This is a genomic window from Kitasatospora sp. NPDC088391 (genome assembly GCF_044753345.1).
GTDB lineage: Bacteria > Actinomycetota > Actinomycetes > Streptomycetales > Streptomycetaceae > Kitasatospora.
Genome location: NZ_JBIVNB010000003.1, coordinates 328516 through 347101 on the forward strand (window position 1 = coordinate 328516; position 18586 = coordinate 347101).

The 18586-nt window shown below is 72.2% G+C and carries 12 protein-coding genes; 4 read left to right on the top strand and 8 right to left on the bottom strand.

Features of this window, described 5'->3' with window-relative positions:
- Positions 1–160 precede the first annotated feature (160 nt).
- Together murJ and ACIQBJ_RS10200 are read right to left on the bottom strand one after the other, a co-directional pair.
- A complete protein-coding gene (gene murJ, locus ACIQBJ_RS10195) occupies positions 161–2530 on the bottom strand; it encodes a murein biosynthesis integral membrane protein MurJ (protein ID WP_400706674.1) in 2370 nt (789 codons plus the stop codon).
- Positions 2531–2584: 54 nt separating this feature from the next.
- Positions 2585–4924 (bottom strand): DUF6049 family protein, encoded by a 2340-nt coding sequence (locus ACIQBJ_RS10200; protein WP_400706677.1) that lies wholly within the window; start codon positions 4922–4924, stop codon positions 2585–2587.
- 256 nt (positions 4925–5180) lie between these two features.
- Here ACIQBJ_RS10200 and ACIQBJ_RS10205 point away from each other — a divergent pair, with 256 nt between their 5' ends.
- Positions 5181–6623 carry a CCA tRNA nucleotidyltransferase gene (locus ACIQBJ_RS10205; protein WP_400708117.1) on the top strand — a complete coding sequence of 481 codons (1443 nt, stop codon included), beginning with the start codon at positions 5181–5183 and terminating at the stop codon, positions 6621–6623.
- Positions 6624–6635: 12 nt separating this feature from the next.
- Here the strand turns inward: ACIQBJ_RS10205 and ACIQBJ_RS10210 are convergent, their stop codons facing one another.
- Together ACIQBJ_RS10210 and ACIQBJ_RS10215 are read right to left on the bottom strand one after the other, a co-directional pair.
- A complete protein-coding gene (locus ACIQBJ_RS10210) occupies positions 6636–7298 on the bottom strand; it encodes a hypothetical protein (RefSeq protein WP_400706681.1) in 663 nt (220 codons plus the stop codon).
- 54 nt (positions 7299–7352) lie between these two features.
- Positions 7353–8675, bottom strand: a complete 1323-nt coding sequence (locus ACIQBJ_RS10215; RefSeq protein ID WP_400706683.1) for an MFS transporter — start codon at positions 8673–8675, stop codon at positions 7353–7355.
- A gap of 165 nt (positions 8676–8840) precedes the next feature.
- Between ACIQBJ_RS10215 and ACIQBJ_RS10220 the strand changes: the two genes are divergently transcribed.
- Positions 8841–9611 (top strand): peptidoglycan-binding protein, encoded by a 771-nt coding sequence (locus tag ACIQBJ_RS10220; protein WP_400706686.1) that lies wholly within the window; start codon positions 8841–8843, stop codon positions 9609–9611.
- 134 nt (positions 9612–9745) lie between these two features.
- Here ACIQBJ_RS10220 and ACIQBJ_RS10225 read toward each other — a convergent pair whose 3' ends face one another.
- Together ACIQBJ_RS10225 and ACIQBJ_RS10230 are read right to left on the bottom strand one after the other, a co-directional pair.
- Positions 9746–10828 (bottom strand): inositol-3-phosphate synthase, encoded by a 1083-nt coding sequence (locus ACIQBJ_RS10225; RefSeq protein ID WP_400706689.1) that lies wholly within the window; start codon positions 10826–10828, stop codon positions 9746–9748.
- 142 nt (positions 10829–10970) lie between these two features.
- The gene (locus tag ACIQBJ_RS10230; RefSeq protein WP_400706692.1) at positions 10971–11633 is read right to left on the bottom strand and encodes a PadR family transcriptional regulator; all 663 of its coding nucleotides are present in this window, start codon (positions 11631–11633) and stop codon (positions 10971–10973) included.
- A 294-nt stretch (positions 11634–11927) separates the two neighbouring features.
- On the opposite strand from ACIQBJ_RS10230, the gene ACIQBJ_RS10235 reads away from it, so the two are divergent.
- Complete coding sequence (locus ACIQBJ_RS10235) at positions 11928–14588, top strand: transglycosylase domain-containing protein (RefSeq protein WP_400706695.1); 2661 nt, start codon at positions 11928–11930, stop codon at positions 14586–14588.
- Between the two features lie 83 nt (positions 14589–14671).
- Positions 14672–16237: a glycosyltransferase family 87 protein gene (locus ACIQBJ_RS10240; protein WP_400706698.1), complete on the top strand. Its 1566-nt coding sequence runs from the start codon at positions 14672–14674 to the stop codon at positions 16235–16237.
- Positions 16238–16324: 87 nt separating this feature from the next.
- Here the strand turns inward: ACIQBJ_RS10240 and ACIQBJ_RS10245 are convergent, their stop codons facing one another.
- Both ACIQBJ_RS10245 and ACIQBJ_RS10250 read right to left on the bottom strand, forming a co-directional pair.
- On the bottom strand, positions 16325–17356 hold the full coding sequence (locus ACIQBJ_RS10245) for an alanine racemase (RefSeq protein ID WP_400706701.1): 1032 nt from the start codon (positions 17354–17356) through the stop codon (positions 16325–16327).
- Between the two features lie 46 nt (positions 17357–17402).
- Positions 17403–18521, bottom strand: a complete 1119-nt coding sequence (locus ACIQBJ_RS10250) for a lipid II:glycine glycyltransferase FemX (protein WP_400706704.1) — start codon at positions 18519–18521, stop codon at positions 17403–17405.
- Between the last annotated feature and the right edge of the window lie 65 nt (positions 18522–18586).

The following is an 18586-nucleotide window of genomic DNA, read 5'->3' on the forward strand; positions in this document are numbered from 1 at the left end:
GTGCCTGGGGGTTGCCCGATTACCCACTTCCGGTGGAACGGCAGACGAATGGGCCGGAATCGGGGTACACCCCGACTCCGGCCCACGGAAAGCGGACTGAGGGTCCGACGGATCGACTCCACCCGGTTGAGGCGGCGTCAATCCCGGAACGGCGTCCGGATCAGCGGCCGAGCTTGCGGCGGAGCATCCCGGTGAGGGAGCTCAGCTCCTCGATCCGCATCCGGCGGGCCATCACCAGGAACACTGCGAGCTGCGCGCCGCCCGCCACCAGCAGGGTCAGCACGCTGCCGAACCAGCCGTCCAGCACCTGCAGGGCGAGCAGTTCCAGGGCCAGGCCGACCACGGCGGCGGGCAGCGAGGCGATCGCCAGCCGGACGTAGGTCTTGGTGATCCGGCCGGTGTCCAGTCCGCCGATCTTCGCCTTCAGCTTGGGCACCGCCACGGTCACGCCGACCGCGTACGACAGGCCGTAGCCCAGCGCCATGCCGGTGACCGCCCACTGGGCGGGCAGCACCAGCCAGCACAGCACCGCGATCAGGGCCTGGGTGATCGCCACCCAGACGGTGTTGGAGAACGGGGTCCGGGTGTCCTCGTAGGCGTAGAAGCCGCGCAGCAGCACGTACTGCACCGAGTACGGGATCAGGCCGAGGGCGAAGGCGGAGAGCATGTAGCCGACGCCGGTGGCGCCGTGCGCGACCGCGCCGCCGTTGCCCAGGCCGTAGATCGAGGAGCCGATCACCGGACCGAGCGACAGGAACAGGAACGCGGCCGGGACGATCGCCACCGCCGAGGTGCGCAGGCCGTACGAGAGGTCGTCGCGGACCGCGCCGCCGTCCTCGTCGGCCGCCGCCCGGGAGAGCCGGGGGAGGACCGCGCTCATCACCGAGACGGTGATCACCGCCATCGGCAGCTGCCAGATCAGCAGCGCGTTGGAGTACGCGGCCAGGCCGACGCCGAGGTGGCCGTCGTCCTCGGCGGCCCTGCCGGCGGCGGTGGCGAGCTGGGTGATCACCAGGAAGCCGGCCTGGTTGGCCAGCACGAACAGGAAGGTCCACTTGGCCAGCCGGGCGGCCTTGCCCAGGCCGTGCCCGCGCCAGTCGAAGCGCGGCCGGAAGGAGAAGCCCGCCGCCCGCAGGTACGGGATCATCGACAGCGCCTGCACGGCCAGGCCGAGCATGGTGCCGATGCCGAGCAGCCGGACGCCCTCGGGCGAGATGGTCTGCGGGGTGACCTCGGTGTGCTGGAAGGTGCCGTACACCGCGATGTACATCACGAAGGTGAAGATCACCACGACGTTGTTCAGGACCGGCGTCCACATCATCGCGCCGAACCGGCCGCGGGCGTTGAGGATCTGGCCCATCACCACGTGCACGCCCATGAAGAAGATGGTCGGCAGGCAGTAGCGGGCCAGCGCCACCGTGGTGTCGGCGCTCGCCTGGTCGCGCATCAGCGCGTGCGAGATCAGCTGGACCAGCACCGGCGCGGCCAGCACCGCCACGAACACCACGCCCGCCAGGCCGGTCACCACCAGGGTGAGCAGCCGGTTGGCGTACGCGGTGCCGCCGTCCTCGTCGTTCTTCATGCTGCGGACCAGCTGCGGCACGAACACCGCGTTCAGCGCGCCGCCGCCGATCAGGATGTACAGCAGGGTGGGCAGCGTGTTGGCGGCGTTGTAGGAGTCGCCCATCGAGGCCACGCCGATCGCGGCGGCGATCACCATGGTGCGCAGGAAGCCGGTGCCGCGGGAGACCAGGGTGCCGGCCGCCATGATGGCGCTGGAGTTCAGCAGGTTGGCGACCTTGCCGCCACCGCCACCGCCACCGCCGCCACCGCCGCTCTCGGCGGCGGGCGCGGACTCCGGGGCCGCGACGGGTGCGGCGGGCACGGTGGGCGCGGCGGCGGCCGCGTCGGCCTCCAGCACCGCGGCGTCGACCCGCAGCAGCGCCTCCTCCTCGGAGAGCGGCGGGTCGAACTCGATCGGCGGCACGTACGGGTGCGGGCCGGACCCGGCCGGTGCGGCGGCGCCGGACAGCAGCGAGTCCACCCCGACGTACTCGACCTCCTCCGGCGGGAGCCCGAGGTCCCAGCGCCGGTCGGCCGACGGCGCGGCCGGGGCGGCGACGGGGGGCTCCGCCGCGACCGGCCCGGCGGCCTCGACGGGCCCGGCGGCCTCCGCGACACCGGTAGTGACCCCGGCGGCCGCCTCGGCGGCGGCCGAGGCCCAGCGCGGGGCCGGGGCGATCAGCTGGAGGGTGCTCTCGGGGTCCTGGCCGGACCCCGGCGCCACGCCCTCCGCCCCGTACGGCGCGGAGGCGGCCGCCCCGTACGGCGCGGCCGGCCCCGGAACGGCCCCGTACGGGTCCGCGGCGCCGTAGGCCCCCTCGGCGTACGGATCGTGGGCGTAGGTGTCGGCGACGTACCAGTCGGCGGTGGGGTCCGCGGGCGCGGCGGCGGACCGGGGGCCGCCCGGGCCGTCCTGGGGCCGGCCGCCGCCCTGGTCCTGCGCTGCTCGCTCGCTCCGCTCGTTCATGCCACCAATCCACGTCAGAAGAGAGGGGGGTGTGGGCCCCCGGGGTGGGACGGCCTAGTGATCCACCTTCTCATCACCGGCCACCCGATCCGTGTCACCCGAGCCGGTCGGCGGCTCCGCGTCGGACGGCGTGCCCTCGGCCCCGTCCAGCGGGCGGTCCGGGTCCTCGTCCGTCTCACCCGTGGCCCTGCGCTTCTTGCGCTGCAGGGAGAACCGGACCCCGGCCAGGATCATCAGCACGGTACCGCCGGCGATGACGTACGTCACGCCGCTGGCCACCGAGGTCACGTCGACCGTGAACACCACCGGCTCGCCGTACGGCTGGGCGTTCGGGCCGGTGGTCCAGAGCTGCGCGGTCACCAGGACCGGGCCGTTGACCTGGGCCTCGGCGGGGAAGCGGAAGGTGCGGCTGGTGGTGGCGTCCAGCACCACCGGCTGGATCGGGTAGTCGATCTTGAGCCGGTTCGGCTGGGCCGAGGTGATCCGCATCTCCAGGTTGCCGACCGCCTGGGTCAGGTCGTTCTTCACGCTGACCAGCAGGGTCGCGTTGTCGCCCGGCAGGGTCACCATGGTCTTGGTCGGCACCCGGACCGCCGACTTCAGGTTCGTCAGGTAGCGCTGCGCCCCGGCGCGGTACTCCCGGCCCTCCTGCGGCCGGTCCCGCCACCCGGTCGACATCGCCCGCACCATGGCCGCGCTGAACGAGCCGCGCACCCGGTCCGGCTGGGTCAGGATCATCAGCAGCTGGTCCACGCCGTCCTGCAGCGACATGGTCTCCGCCAGCTCGGCCGGGGACAGTTCCGAAGCCGCGGCCTCCGGCGGGTAGGTGCCCGGGACGTCGGCGTTGGCGTTCGGGTCCGGCTTCTCCCCGGCGACCTTCTGCAGCGTCACCGGCGTCACCCAGCCGCCGTTGCCCGAGGCGCTCTGCATCGCGTCGTGCAGCGCCTGCGCGGTGCCGACGGTCAGCGTCCGGGCCGGCAGCACCAGCAGGCCGCGCGGGTGCTCCGGCTCCTGGTGGGCGATCGCCAGGCTCTCGGCCAGGAAGCGCTGCTCGGCCGTGGTGCGGTCGCTGTCACTGGCCAGGTCGTGCTGGAACGGACCGGCCAGCACGGAGTCGGAGACCACCGCGGTCTGCCCGTTGCCGATCGACCGGGCCGCGCCCGGGGTGTACGACAGCTTGTCGCTCTCCGGCATCGAGTCGCCGTTGACCAGCAGCACCCGTCCGCCCGCGGCGGCGGACACCGCGGCCGTCCGCTGGTCCAGCCAGCCCTGGTACGGCCAGGCCACGTCCGAGTGGGCGTCCACCGACATCCGCAGTTCGGTGGTGATCTGACCCGCCGCCACGGCCTTGCGCAGCGCGGTGTCCATGCCCTTCAGACCGGCCCCGTTGTGCGCGATCGAGGCCAGGTCCGGGTCGGCGTACGGCAGCGACAGCACCTCGGTGCCGGGCGCGGACAGCACCTGCCGCAGCTTCGCCAGCCAGGCGGTGGCCACGTCCCGGCCGGTGCCCGGCACGGTGTTGTCGTCGCGCGCGGAGTCGCCCAGGGTGCCCGGCTTCTGCACCCGGTACGCCTTGGTCATCGCGTACACGGTGTCCAGCAGGTTCGGGTCGATCGCCCAGGTCAGCCCCGGCATGGTGGCGCCGATGTCGACCAGCCGGTTCAGCCGGCCGTCGCCGGCCAGCTCGCCGGCCAGGCTGTCGTCGCGGAGCACCGGCGTCTGGTCGGTGTCCGGCATGGTCTGGGCGACCAGCACCGGGGTGTGGGTCAGCGGCCAGACCACCGCCACCTCGGACGGCTTCGCGGTGGTCCGCCCCTGGAACGGCAGGTAGGTGCGGGCGATGCCCAGCGGGTGCGGCTTCTCGTCGCCGGTGCTGCCCCAGACGTCCACCGCCAGTTCGTAGCTGCCGGTGTCCTTGGCCCGCAGCGCGGACACCGGCACCGGCAGCGGGACGGTCTTGCTCTGTCCCGGCTCCAGGTCGCCGAGGTCCTGCGCGGGGCTGTCCAGGGCGATGCCGTCGTAGCTGCTGGGGGTGGACCTGGTGGCGACCAGGGCGAGCTCGCTGCGGGCCGTCATCGGCCGGGACTGGTTCGGCTGCCGGACCTTCAGGGTCGGCGACTTCAGCTTCGCGGTACCGGAGTTGGCGACCGTGACGGTCACCGTCACGGTGTCGTTCTCGTGCGCCGTCCGCGGCGAGACGGTGTCGATCCGGACCGTCGCCGGGTAGTCGCCGGCCGCGGTCACCAGCACCGGGGCGCCGACCGCCGCCGGGGCGCCCGCGACCGCCGCGACCAGCCCGCCGGCCAGCAGGGCCGCGGCGCTCCTGACCGACCGGCCCGTCCGCCGCCCGCGGCGCCCGGTCGCCGCTGTACCCCGCCCGGTCCGCTCGTCCACGCGCGTCCTCGCCGTTCGATCGTCTCGACCACTCCACGCACCCGCCGCGGCCGACCCGACCGGCGGTCTCCGACAGGGAGCGTTCACCCGGCATGGTAACGACGCTTCCCGGGCCGCAGTGTTGCGGGCCGGGAGCTGTTCGGGCGGGCCGGGGGAGCGAAACGGGAGGGCGGCGGGTCAGGCCGGGCACGTACCCTTGTGAGCCGTGTCCACTGCCAATGCGTCCAGCGCCAATCATTCCAGCTCCGCCGACCCGATCGCCCTGCCGGGGCTGACCGAGGCGCAGACCCTCGGCCTGCAGGAGCTGCTGCGGGTCTCCCCGGTCGCCGACGAGATCGCCCGCCGCTTCCAGGACGCCGGCCACCGGCTGTCGCTGGTCGGCGGCTCGGTCCGGGACGCCCTGCTCGGACGGCTCGGCAACGACCTCGACTTCACCACCGACGCCCGCCCGCAGCAGATCCTCAAGCTGGTCAAGGGCTGGGCCGACGCGGTCTGGGACGTCGGCATCGCGTTCGGCACCGTCGGGGCCCGCAAGGACACGCCCGAGGGCTCCTTCCTGATCGAGATCACCACCTACCGCAGCGAGGCCTACGACCGGACCTCCCGCAAGCCCGAGGTCAGCTACGGCGACTCGATCGAACAGGACCTGGTGCGCCGCGACTTCACCGTCAACGCGATGGCCGTCGACCTGCCCGGCCGGAGCTTCGTCGACCCGCACCGCGGCCTGGAGGACCTGGAGGCCCGGGTGCTGCGCACCCCCGCCACCCCCGAGGAGTCCTTCTCCGACGACCCGCTGCGGATGATGCGCGCGGCCCGGTTCGCCGCCCAGCTCGACTTCGACCCGGCGCCCGAGGTGGTCGCCGCGATGACCGCGATGGCCGAGCGGCTCACCATCGTCTCCGCCGAACGCGTCCAGGCCGAACTCAACAAGCTGCTGCTCTCCGAGCACCCGGTCAAGGGCCTGCGCCTGCTCGTCGACACCGGCCTCGCCGAGTACGTGCTCCCCGAACTCCCCGCGCTGCGGCTGGAGAGCGACGAGCACCACCGCCACAAGGACGTCTACGAGCACTCGCTGACCGTCCTGGAGCAGGCCATCGCGCTGGAGACCGACGGCCCCGACCTGGTGCTGCGCCTCTCCGCCCTGCTGCACGACATCGGCAAGCCGCGCACCCGCCGCTTCGAGTCGGACGGCCGGGTCTCCTTCCACCACCACGAGATGGTCGGCGCGAAGATGACCCGCAAGCGGATGCGCGAACTCAAGTACTCCAACGACCTGACCAACGAGGTGTCCCGGCTGGTCGAGCTCCACCTGCGCTTCCACGGCTACGGCGGCGGCGAGTGGACCGACTCCGCGGTGCGCCGCTACGTCGCCGACGCCGGGCCGCTGCTGACCAGGCTGCACCGGCTGACCCGCTCCGACTGCACCACCCGCAACAAGCGCAAGGCCGCGGCGCTGGCCCGCACCTACGACTCGCTGGAGGAGCGGATCAGCGCCCTCCAGGCGCAGGAGGAGCTGGACGCGATCCGGCCCGCGCTGGACGGCAACGAGATCATGGGGCTGCTCGGGCTGGGCCCCGGCCCCGCGGTCGGCCGCGCCTACAAGCACATGCTCGAACTGCGCCTGGAGCACGGCCCGATGGAGCACGAGGCCGCGGTGGCCGCCCTGCGCGCGTGGTGGGCGGCCCAGCCGCAGGACTGACGTCCGCCTGGCTCAGCGCACGGAGGCGGTGGGTCGCGGAGTGCCGGTCGGGGCGGGCTTCACCGTCCCGCCGGTCGTCCCGCTGGTCGTCCCGTTCGCCGGGCCCAGGCACAGCCGGTACTTCTTGGTCTTGCCGCTCTTGCGGTACCGGCCGTCGTACGCGGTCGAACCCGGCTGGCTCTTGGCGCAGTTGACCGGGCTGGCGATGTAGTTGTCCCTGGCCAGCACCTTCCAGGCGGCCTCGGGGGCGGTGCACGCCACCTTGCCGTGCTTGCTGTTCAGGCACTCGCCGACGGCCGGGCCCTTGTCCGGCTTGAAGACCGCGTACAGCGCGAACAGGCCGCCGATCAGCACCGCCACGATGCCGAGCTGCCACAGGCAGCCCGCCTTGCGCTTGGCCGTCGGGGTCGGCGCGGGCGGCGGGTTCTGGCCCCAGGACTGCTGCTGGCCGGGACCGGGCGGCTGGCCGTACCCCGGCTGGGGCTGGCCGTACCCCGAGGGTTGGGGCTGCCCGTAGCCCGCAGGCTGGGGCTGGGCGTACCCCGAGGGCGGCTGCCCGTACGCGGGAGGCTGGGCGTAGCCGGAGGGCGGCTGCCCGTACGGCGGCGGCTGGGCACCGGGCAGGCCGTACGGGTTGGGCTGCCCGTACGGACCGGGCGGCGGCGGATTGCTCATCTGTTCTTCCCCCATGAGACAGCTGACGGAAACGCGTGCCGTGCGCCCACGACCCTAGCGTCCGCCCGCGACCCCGTCGGACGGGTGCCCGGCCCGGCGGGAGGCCCGGAAGTAGAGCAGCGCCCCGACCGCGTACAGCACCCCGAGGCCGACCAGCACCGGGACCGAGCGCCCGTGCAGCGGCAGCACCAGGGCGGTCAGCCCGGCCGCGGCCACGAACGCGACGTTCACCAGCACGTCGTAGATCGCGAACACCCGGCCGCGGAACTCGTCCTCCACCGACTCCTGGACCAGGGTGTCCGCGCAGATCTTGGTGCCCTGGGTGGCCACGCCGAGCAGCAGCGCGGCGGCCATCACCGGGACCTGGTGGAAGGTCGTGCCGAGCGCGGGGACGACCACCGCGGCGCCGGCCAGGCAGACCGTCATCCAGCCGGACAGGCCCAGCCGCCGGGTGCACCACGGACTGACCAGCGCGGCCAGGCCGAAGCCCACCGCGGACATGGTGACCGCCAGGCCGAGGGTGGCCAGCCCGCCGTCGACGTCCGCCGCGTCGTTGAAGGTGTACCGGGACAGCATCAGCACCACCACGGTCAGCACCCCGTAGCCGAACCTGGCCAGGGTCACCGCGGCCAGCGCGTGCACCGCCGGACGGCAGTCCCGGACCAGGTGCCGCACCCCGCCCAGCAGGTCGTGCCAGGTCGTCGACAGGGCCTCGCGGAGCGGGAGTTCGCTGCGCCGCTCCGGCCCCAGCTCGTCCGGGGCGATCCGCCGGGCGGCCAGCGCGGCGGCCAGGTACAGCAGGGCGGACAGCGCCACCATCGCGGCGTTCGCCGCCGGGCCGGGCGACATCACCAGCCGGATCAGCACGCCCAGGCCCGCGCCGCCGGCCGCCGCGATGGTGCCCAGGGTCGGCGACACCGCGTTGGCGGTGACCAGCTCGGACGGGGTCACCACCCGGGGCAGCGCGGCGGACAGGCCGGCCAGGATGAACCGGTTGAACCCCATCAGCAGCAGCGCCGCCGTGTAGACCAGCCCGCGCGGAGCCTCGACCAGCACCAGGGCGGTGGTCAACAGGCCGATGCCGAACCGGGCCAGATTGCCCCTCAGCAGCACCTGGCGCCGCCGCCAGCGGTCCAGCAGCACCCCGGTGAACGGGCCGATCACCGAGAACGGCAGCGTCACCACGGCCAGCGCCGCGGCGATCTCGACCGGGGAGGACTGGTGGTCCGGGGAGAAGATCGCGTAGGTGGCCAGCGAGGCCTGGAACACCCCGTCCGACAGCTGCGAGAGCAGTCGGACCGTCAGCAGTCGCCGGAAACCAGGCCCGTGCAGCAGCCCGCTGAGGGTGGCCTCCCGCGGGGGCCGTTCGGTGATCACCCGCCAAGGGTGCCACGAGCCCGGCGGCGTTTCACGTGAAACATCCGCCAACAAACGGCGACCGGCCACCGCCGCGGCACCGATGTCCTGGACGCCGTCCGGTCGTTGAGCACCCGGGGAGGCAGCGGGGAGGGACCGACGCACCACGCACCACGAGAGGCTCCCATGCGCGACGAGTTCACCGCCCTGCTGCTCGGCCAGGTCGGTCAGCACGAGGGACGCGATCCCGACGGCAACTGGAACAACCGGCAGCGCTACAGCACCGAGACCCCGGGCCTGGAGTGGTCCGACGGCCAGCCCTGGTGCGCCACCTTCGAGGCGTGGGCCGCCCACCGCACCGGCATGGACGGTCTGTGGCCGATGACCGCCTCCTGCCTCACCGCGGTCTCCTGGTGGCGCGGCCGCAACCGCTGGACCGAGTACCCGGTGCTCGGCGGCCCGTTCTACCTCGGCCCCGACGGCGGCACCCACACCGGCGTGGTGGTCGCCTACGACGCCGACACCATCACCACCGTCGAGGGCAACACCAACGCCGGCGGCTCCCCGCAGGGCGACGGCGTCTACCGCCGCACCCGCGACCGCCGCGGCCCCGGCTCCCCCTACGGCTACGGCGTCCCCGCCTACCCCGAGGGCACCGTCTCCGCCGACCCCGGACTCGGCGGAGTGCCCTCCGCCCGGACGTCCGGGCAGGCCACGGCTCCGGCGGCGCAGGCCCCGCGGTGGCCCGGGCGGTACCTGCGGGTGCAGACGCCGATGCTGCACGGGGACGACGTGCTGATGTGGCAGCGCCGGATGGCGGCCCGGGGCTGGGCGATCACCGCGGACGGCTGGTACGGTCCGGCCTCGGCCCAGATCTGCCGGGCCTTCCAGCAGCGCCACGGGCTGGGCGTGGACGGCATCGTCGGCCCGGTCACCTGGAACGCCACCTGGTCCTGAACCCCGGCCGGAACGCCGGAGGGCCGCCCCGTTCGAAAACGGGACGGCCCTCCGGCAGTGCCTGACGAAACGTCAGTTCACAGAAAGCTCAGCGCTCAGCGCTCAGCCTGAACAGCGAGCAGGCTTCGCTGCGCTCAGCGCTCGACCTCGCCACGGATGAACTTCTCGACGTTCTCCTTGGCCTCGTCGTCGAAGTACTGCACCGGCGGGGACTTCATGAAGTACGAGGACGCGGAGAGGATCGGGCCGCCGATGCCGCGGTCCTTGGCGATCTTCGCGGCGCGCACGGCGTCGATGATGACACCGGCCGAGTTCGGGGAGTCCCAGACCTCGAGCTTGTACTCGAGGTTCAGCGGGACGTCGCCGAACGCGCGGCCCTCGAGGCGGACGTACGCCCACTTGCGGTCGTCGAGCCACGCCACGTAGTCGGACGGGCCGATGTGGACGTTCTTGGCGCCCAGCTCGCGGTCGCGGATCTGCGAGGTGACGGCCTGGGTCTTGGAGATCTTCTTGGACTCCAGGCGCTCGCGCTCGAGCATGTTCTTGAAGTCCATGTTGCCGCCGACGTTCAGCTGCATGGTGCGCTCGAGGATGACACCGCGGTCCTCGAAGAGCTTCGCCATCACGCGGTGCGTGATGGTGGCGCCGACCTGCGACTTGATGTCGTCGCCGACGATCGGGACACCGGCCTCGGTGAACTTGTCGGCCCACTCCTTGGTGCCGGCGATGAACACCGGGAGGGCGTTCACGAAGGCGACCTTGGCGTCGATGGCGCACTGGGCGTAGAACTTGGCGGCGGCCTCGGAGCCGACCGGCAGGTAGCAGACCAGGACGTCGACCTGGCGGTCCTTCAGGACCTGCACCACGTCGGCGGGAGCCTCGTCGGACTCCTCGATGGTCTCGCGGTAGTACTTGCCCAGGCCGTCGAGGGTGTGGCCGCGCTGCACGGTGACGCCGGTCGGCGGCACGTCGCAGATCTTGATGGTGTTGTTCTCGCTGTTGCCGATGGCGTCGGCCAGGTCGAAGCCGACCTTCTTGGCGTCCACGTCGAAGGCGGCGACGAACTCGACGTCCTTGACGTGGTACTCGCCGAACTGGACGTGCATCAGGCCCGGGACCTTACCGGCCGGGTCGGCGTCCTTGTAGTACTCGACACCCTGCACCAGCGAGGCGGCGCAGTTGCCCACGCCGACGATGGCTACGCGAACCGAACCCATTCCGGTTGCTCCCTGAATCTCATGAGGTCCGCCGTGCTGTGGCGGGGGCCTCGTTCCACATGTTCTGTCTGTCAGACGGGCGCGCGGGGCGCCCACGCCTCGCCGCGGGCGGCGGAGCCGGCGCGGTGCTGCGGCACTCCGGTCAGGAGCGCCCCGGGCGGTCGTACGGTGGCCCGGGCGGGTCCGGGGACCCGGCGGCCGGGCCACGGCCGTCCGAAGTGTCGGGGGACGCGGGGCCGCGTCCGGTCCTGGTGGCCCGCTCGGTCTCGATCAGCTCGTTGAGCCAACGGACCTCGCGTTCCACCGACTCCAGGCCGTGGCGCTGGAGTTCGAGGGTGTAGTCGTCGAAGCGCTCGCGGGTGCGGGCGATCGAGCTGCGCATCCGCTCCAGCCGCTCCTCCAGCCGGCTGCGGCGGCCTTCCAGCACGCGCATCCGGACCGCCCGGTCGGTCTGCCCGAAGAAGGCGAAGCGGACGCCGAAGTGCTCGTCCTCCCAGGCCTCCGGGCCGGAGTCGGCGAGCAGCTCCTCGAAGCGCTGCTTGCCCTCCGGGGAGAGCCGGTAGGTGATCTTCGACCGCTTGCCGTTGAGCGCGGTGGCCGGGACGTACTCGACGTCCGGGTTGTCCTCGACCAGGAAGCCCTGGGCGACCAGGCTCTTCAGGCAGGGGTAGAGCGTTCCGTAGGAGAAGGCGCGGAAGGAGCCCAGCAGCACGTTGAGCCGCTTGCGCAGCTCGTAGCCGTGCATGGGCGCGTCGTGGAGCAGGCCGAGGACGGCGAATTCGAGGACGCCGGAGCGTCGGCTCATACCGCCTTCCTCCTTCCGTGAGGGTCCTGCTCGTCCGGACCTGGGCCGACCCGGCAGAGTATGCCGGGTCGATGTGTCGTGCCGATGTATCGGCTCGATATATCGGCCACAGTAATCCCGGGTCACGAAAGGAGCAAGGGGGGCACGCGTAACCGCGATCACAAGGGGTTTGGGCAACGGGCGTGTAATGAATCGCGGTCGGTTCGTCCCGATTGGCTCGGAATGCCCGATTGGAGACCTTTTTTGGGGCCGTACTCTTTCGCCTGTGCACCCTGACCGAGGAGCTGCTGAGAGATGAGCGAACACCGGCGCAGGTCGGCCGACCCCGGGGGCGAGCAGCCACCCCGGAACGCCGACGCGGGCAGGCCGTATGCCTACGGCAGCCCGGTCGAGGGCGCACCCGAGTACGGGCCCGGACCGGGCGGCGCCGGGCGCCCCGGCCCCGGCGGTGAGCCGGGTCTGCGGCGCGCGGTCCGGCAGACCGCCGAGCAGCCGCGGCTGACCAGGGCGGAGATGCGCAAGCAGGGCCGCAAGGGCGGCTCCGGCGGCGGTCAGGGCGGTTCGGGCGGCCAGGGCGGTGCCGGCGGCGCGGGTGGTGCGGGCGGTCGGGCCGCCGGTCGCGGCGGCAGGTCGGGCAAGCCGGGCAAGAAGCGGCTGATCGACTACCCCCGGTTCGGCAAGCAGGGCTTCCGGCGCTGGGTGCCGTCCTGGAAGCAGGTGCTGAGCCTGTTCCTGCTCTTCTTCGGCGGCGGCGTGGCGGCGATAGGCACCGCCTACGCGCTGGTCCAGGTGCCCGACCCGAAGCAGGCGCTGCAGATCCAGAGCAACACCTACTACTGGGCCGACGGCTCCGAGATGGTCCGCAAGGGCTCCAACAACCAGCAGCTGGTGGAGCTCTCGGCGATCAGCCGGCCGGCCCAGGACGCGGTGATCGCGGCGGAGAACGCGACCTTCCGCACCGACTCCGGCATCGACCCCAAGGGCATCGCCCGCGCCGCCTACAAGATGGCCACCGGCGGCGAGACCCAGGGCGGTTCGACCATCACCCAGCAGTACGTGAAGAACGTCTACCTGTCGCAGGACCAGACCCTGTCGCGGAAGGCGAAGGAGTTCTTCATCACGCTCAAGGTGAACGGGTCGCAGCGCAAGGAGGACATCCTCGCCGGCTACCTGAACACCAGCTGGTTCGGCCGCGGCGCGACCGGCATCCAGGCCGCCGCGCAGGCGTACTACGGCGTGGACGCCAGCAAGATCGACAACTGCCAGGGCGCCATGCTGGCGGGCCTGCTGAAGGGCGCGGGCCTCTACGACCCCAGCCTCGGCAAGGAGAACCACGCGCGCATGGTGGAGCGCTGGAACTGGATCCTGGACCGGATGGTCACCACCAAGATGCTGTCCGCCGACGACCGCGCCAAGTGCAAGGACTTCCCGGAGCCGATCCAGGTCAAGGCCAACGCCGACATGAACGGCGAGATCTCCTACCTGGTCGACACCGCCAACAAGTACGTGATGGCGCAGGACCCGACCATCACCGCGGCGGCGCTGGACCGCGGCGGCTTCGAGATCCACACCACCTTCCAGAAGGACAAGGTCGACGCCCTGAAGAAGGCCGTCGACGACTTCCAGGCGGCCCGGCTCCACCCGGACAAGGAGCCGAAGGACCAGAACATCCAGATCGGCGCGGCCTCGGTGGTGCCCAACGACGGCGCCATCGTGGCGATCTACGGCGGCCCGGGCATCGACAAGAACCACTTCACCAACAACGCCGACGCCAAGGGCGTCCCGGTCGGCTCGACCTTCAAGCCGATCGTGCTGGCCACCGCGATGGAGAACGGCGTCCTCACCAAGAACGGCGAGGACGGCCAGCCGGCCAAGATCAACCCGAACTCGCGGTACCTGGCCGAGAACATGTCGGTGATCCGCCGCCCCGACGGCACCCCGGCCATCGGCGACGACGGCAAGCCCTACAAGCAGCGCAACAGCGACGGCGGCGGCAAGGGCTACGTGACGCTCCGTCAGGCCATGCAGTGGTCGTACAACGTGCCGTTCGTGCAGCTCGGCCAGGACGTCGGCGGCAAGAACGTCGAGGACATGGCGGTCAAGCTGGGCCTGCGCAAGGAGAGCCTGGCCCCGTCCAGCACGCTGACCTTCCCGCTGGGCACCTCGACCCCGAGCGCGATCCGGATGGCCTCGGTGTACTCGGTGTTCGCCGCCCGCGGCCAGCAGACCGACCCGTACTCGGTCACCTCGGTGAAGTACCACGGCAAGGACCTGCCGAACATCGGCAAGCCGGCCCCGAAGACCGCGCTGGACCAGGCGGTCGCGGACAACATCGCCGACGTGCTCTACAACGTGGCGAAGAACGGCACCGGTACCAAGACCAACGAGCTGGGCTTCCCGGTGGCGGGCAAGACCGGTACCACCGACGACGGCATGTCGGCCTGGTGGATCGGCTTCACGCCGAGCCTGTCCACCTCGGTCAGCATGTGGCGCGAGGACCCGGCGACCAAGGCGGGCCTGCAGTCGCTGGACGGCACCGGCGGCAAGAGCGACGTGCACGGTGGTGACTTCCCCGCGGAGATCTTCACCCGCTACATGAAGGTGGTCGGCCCCGGTAACCCGAAGGCGTTCCCGACCCCGGCGCCCTGGGGCGACCAGGTCGACTCCTCCGGCGCCCCGGCCACCGCCTCCGCCTCGGCCTCGACCACGGCGTCCGCGCCGCCGGCCGAGCAGCCGCCGACGATGCCGTCGGTGCCCTCGGAGAGCAGTTCGCCGCGCGATCCGAGCCCCGGCCCGACCTCCAGCAAGACCCCGGACTGCCTGCTCGGCATCTGCCCGAGCACCGGCAGCACCAAGTCGCCGACCGCTCCGGCCACCAAGACCGGCGGTCCCGGCGGTGGTGCCGGTGGCGGCGGCGCGGGTGGCGGCGGCGGTGGTGCCGCCACCACCGGCTAGCGGCCGGAGCAACGCCCAGGAGGGGCACGGGACGCGAGAGCGTTCCCGTGCCCCTCTTCGATTGCGCGGGGGCGTGCGGCAGTATGTGCGCCATGACGTCCAGCCTTCGTGACGAGACCTCAGCGCCCGGCCCCGCCCAGGCCGAGGGACCGCTGCCCAACACCGTGGTGGTGCCCGCGGACGAGGACCCGGTCGCGGCGGCCGGCAGCGAACTGCTCGGCGGCCCGCCCGGCCGCCGGGCGCTGCTCGGGGTGTCCTGGTGGACGCCGGCCAAGTTCCTCGCGCTGGCGGTGATCGCCTGCTACGTGATCGGCCTGTTCCAGAAGGCCCCGTGCTACACCGACGGCTGGTTCCACGGCGCCGCCACCCAGTACACCAAGGCCTGCTACAGCGACATCCCGCACCTGTTCACCGGGCGCGGCTTCGCGGACGGGCTGCACCCGTACCTGGACCCGATCCCGCAGGGCTCCCCGGACATGCAGTACCTGGAGTACCCGGTGCTGACCGGCCTGTTCATGCAGGTGGCGGCCTGGCTGACCACCCGCACCGGCGACGTGATGAGCCGTGAGCAGTGGTTCTGGATGGTCAACGCCGGGATGCTGATGATCTGCGCGGTGATCGCGGTGGTCGCCACCTCGCGCGCCCAGCGCCGCCGCCCGTGGGACGCCCTGCTGTTCGCGCTGGCCCCGGCCCTGGCGCTGAACTCCACCATCAACTGGGACCTGCTCGCGGTCGCGCTGGCCGCCGTGGCGATGGCCTACTGGTCGGGCTCCCGGCCGGTCTGGGCGGGCGTGTTCATCGGCCTGGCCACCGCCGCCAAGCTGTACCCGGTGCTGCTGCTCGGCCCGCTGCTGATCCTCTGCCTGCGGGCCGGCAAGTGGAAGGAGTTCGGGCAGGCGCTGGGCGGCGCGGCCGGGGCCTGGCTGGTCGTCAACCTGCCGATCATGCTGGCCAACTGGAAGGGCTGGGTGACGTTCTACAGCTTCAGCCAGACCCGCAAGGAGGACTTCGGCTCATTCTGGCTGATCTTCATGCAGAGCCTCAACAAGGGCCGGAACCTGGAGACCCTGAACACCTGGATCGCCGTCCTGCTGGTGCTCAGCTGCCTGGCGATCGCCTGGCTGGGCGTCAGCGCCGCCCGCCGCCCGCGCTTCGCCCAGCTGGCCTTCCTGGTGGTCGCGGCCTTCGTGCTGACCAACAAGGTCTACTCGCCGCAGTACGTGCTCTGGCTGATCCCGCTGGCCGCGCTGGCCCGGCCGCGCTGGCGCGACTTCCTGATCTGGCAGGCCTGCGAGGTGCTGTACTTCCTCGGCGTCTGGTCGTACCTGGCCAACATCAGCGACAACAAGCACCACGGCATCGACCAGGACTGGTACCACTTCGCCATCGCGCTGCACCTGGTCGGCACCCTGTACCTCTGCTACGTGGTGGTGCGCGACATCCTCTACCCGGACCGCGACCCGGTCCGCTGGGACGGCAGCGACGACCCGTCGGGCGGCGTGCTGGACGGCGCCCCGGACCGGTTCGTCCTCGGCGCCGCGCGCGGCCTGCGCGAGGAGGCGAGCTACGCCGCGTACGCCCCGCAGGACGACTGGCTGGCCGAGCCCGCCGCCGTGACCCGGCCGGAGCCGGAGCCGCGCCCCGAGTAGGTCCGTCCGGCCCCGAACGCGAGGAAGCCTGCCCGCCGTCCCGGCGGGCAGGCTTCCTGCCGTCGTGCCCCTGTCGCCGCGGTCGGCTCAGCGCTCGACCACCCGGTCGAAGTGGGTGGTGGTGTGACGGATCGTCAGCTTCAGCTCCTCGCCGATCGCCGGCGGCGCGATCTCGCCGGGCAGGAACAGGATCGACACCTGCATGTGCGGCGGCTCGGCGAACCACAGCTGCTTGCCCTGCCACGAGTACGGCGAGAGCGTCCGGTTGACGGTGGCCAGGCCGGCCCGGGCCAGCCCCTTGGCCTTGTCGACCGCCCGGCTCACGTACTTGGGCGCCTCCAGGCCGACCCCGTGCGCGGTGCCGCCGGTGACCACCAGCAGGTGGCCGTCCGACTTGGCCTTGTTCTGCCGGTAGCCGTAGCGCTCGCCGGAGGCGATCGGGGTGACGTCCAGGACGGTGGCCCGGGAGGCCAGCGCCTCCACCTCGCCCAGCCAGAGCCGGGTGCCGATCCGGGACCGGAACTCGGTGCCGGGGTACTGCCCGGCCAGCCGCTGCACGTCCTTGGCGGCCAGGTGGCTGAGGTAGATCCGGCCGGTGGGCAGCCCGGCGTCGGCGATCGCCCGGACCACGCCGGCCACCTCGTCGACCGGGTCGCTGCCGTCCGGCCGGTCCAGCGGCAGGTGCACCGCGAAGCCCTCCAGCACCAGGTGCTGCACCGGAAGCCCGGCCAGTTGCGCCAGCGCCACGCCGTGCCGCCGCATGCTGGTCATGCACTCCACCACCACGCGCGTCCCGGGCGGCAGCGCGGCGAGCGCCTCGGGGTGCGCGACGGTCCGCACCACCCGGCCGGCCGGCAGCCGGACGTCCGGCTCGCCGGGCCGGAACGGGGTGAGCACCAGCAGGTCGCCGGGGAAGACGGCGGCCAGCGCCGCCGCCTCGTCGGCGGTGCCGGCCGCCAGCATCGGCACGCCGAGCCGGACGGCCTCGCCGGCCAGCCGAGCGTTGCCGAAGCCGTACCCGTTCCCCTTGGCGACCGGGACCAGCCCCGGGAACTCGGCCAGCAGCCGCTGCTGGTGGGCCCGCCAGAGGCCGGTCTCCACGTACATCGTCAAGGACACGGCGTTCTCCCCGGGGTGGTGGGCGCGGTGGTGGTGGGCGCGGTGGTCACCGGCGCGACATGTAGATGTCGAGGGCCTTGTGCAGCAGCTTGTTGAGCGGGAAGTCCCACTCGCCGAGGTACTCGGCGGCCTGGCCGCCGGTGCCGACCTTGAACTGGATCAGGCCGAACAGGTGGTCGTCCTCGTCCAGGGTGTCGCTGATGCCGCGCAGGTCGTAGACGCTCGCCCCGAGCGCGTACGAGTCCCGGATCATCCGCCACTGGATCGCGTTGGACGGCTTCACCTCGCGCTTGTGGTTGGCCGAGGCGCCGTAGGAGTACCAGACGTGCTCGCCCACCGTCAGCATGGTGGTCGCGGCCAGCGCCTCGCCGTCGTGGTAGGCGAGGTAGAGCCGCATCCGGTTCGGGTCCTCGGCGGCGAGCGCCTTCCACATCCGCTGGAAGTAGGACAGCGGGCGCGGGGTGAAGCGGTCGCGCTCGGCGGTCACCAGGTACAGCTGGTGGAAGACCGCCAGCTCCTCGTAGCCGCCCTGGACGACCTCGACGCCGCTCTTGTCGGCCTTCTTGATGTTGCGCCGCCACAGCTGGTTGAAGCCGCGCTGCACGTCGTCCAGCGAGCGGTTGCCGAGCGGCACCTGGAACACGTAGCGGGGCTGCACGTCGCCGAAGCCCGCGCCGCCGTCCTCGCCCTGCAGCCAGCCGGAGCGGCGCAGCTGCTCGGCGGTCTCCGCCGCGCGCGGCTCGTACCAGTCCGGCTCGACGTCGCGCAGCCGCTTGGCCTCCTTGCCGGCGATCGCGTCCTTGATGGTCTGCGCCTCCCAGCGCCGGATCACCACGGGCGGGCCCATCTTCACCGTGAACGCGCCCTGCGCCTTCAGGTGGGCCAGCATCGGCTTCAGCCAGCCGTCCAGGTCGCCGTCGAACCAGTCGATCACCGGACCCTCCGGCAGGTACGCCAAGTACCGCTTCACCTTGGGCAGTTGGCGGTACAGCACCAGGCCGGCCCCGACGATCCGGCCGGACGCGTCGAACCATCCCAGGCTCTCCGACCGCCACTCCGCCTTGACGTCCGCCCAGGACGGCACCTGCATGTGACTGGCCGAGGTCCGGCTCTGCACGAATGCGAGGTGCTCCTCACGCGTGATCGTCCGCAACCGCAGGCTCATGCTCCGTGCTCCTCCTCGTCGGGTCTACCCAGGGGTGACCTTATCGCCGCCCGATTCCCCGTTCC

Coding starts and splice junctions, on each gene's coding strand:
- murJ (WP_400706674.1), bottom strand. CDS start 2,530: ATGAACGAGCGGAGCGAGCGAGCAGCGCAGGACCAGGGCGGCGGCCGG.
- ACIQBJ_RS10210 (WP_400706681.1), bottom strand. CDS start 7,298: ATGAGCAATCCGCCGCCGCCCGGTCCGTACGGGCAGCCCAACCCGTAC.
- ACIQBJ_RS10220 (WP_400706686.1), top strand. CDS start 8,841: ATGCGCGACGAGTTCACCGCCCTGCTGCTCGGCCAGGTCGGTCAGCAC.
- ACIQBJ_RS10225 (WP_400706689.1), bottom strand. CDS start 10,828: ATGGGTTCGGTTCGCGTAGCCATCGTCGGCGTGGGCAACTGCGCCGCC.
- ACIQBJ_RS10230 (WP_400706692.1), bottom strand. CDS start 11,633: ATGAGCCGACGCTCCGGCGTCCTCGAATTCGCCGTCCTCGGCCTGCTC.
- ACIQBJ_RS10235 (WP_400706695.1), top strand. CDS start 11,928: ATGAGCGAACACCGGCGCAGGTCGGCCGACCCCGGGGGCGAGCAGCCA.
- ACIQBJ_RS10240 (WP_400706698.1), top strand. CDS start 14,672: ATGTGCGCCATGACGTCCAGCCTTCGTGACGAGACCTCAGCGCCCGGC.
- ACIQBJ_RS10250 (WP_400706704.1), bottom strand. CDS start 18,521: ATGAGCCTGCGGTTGCGGACGATCACGCGTGAGGAGCACCTCGCATTC.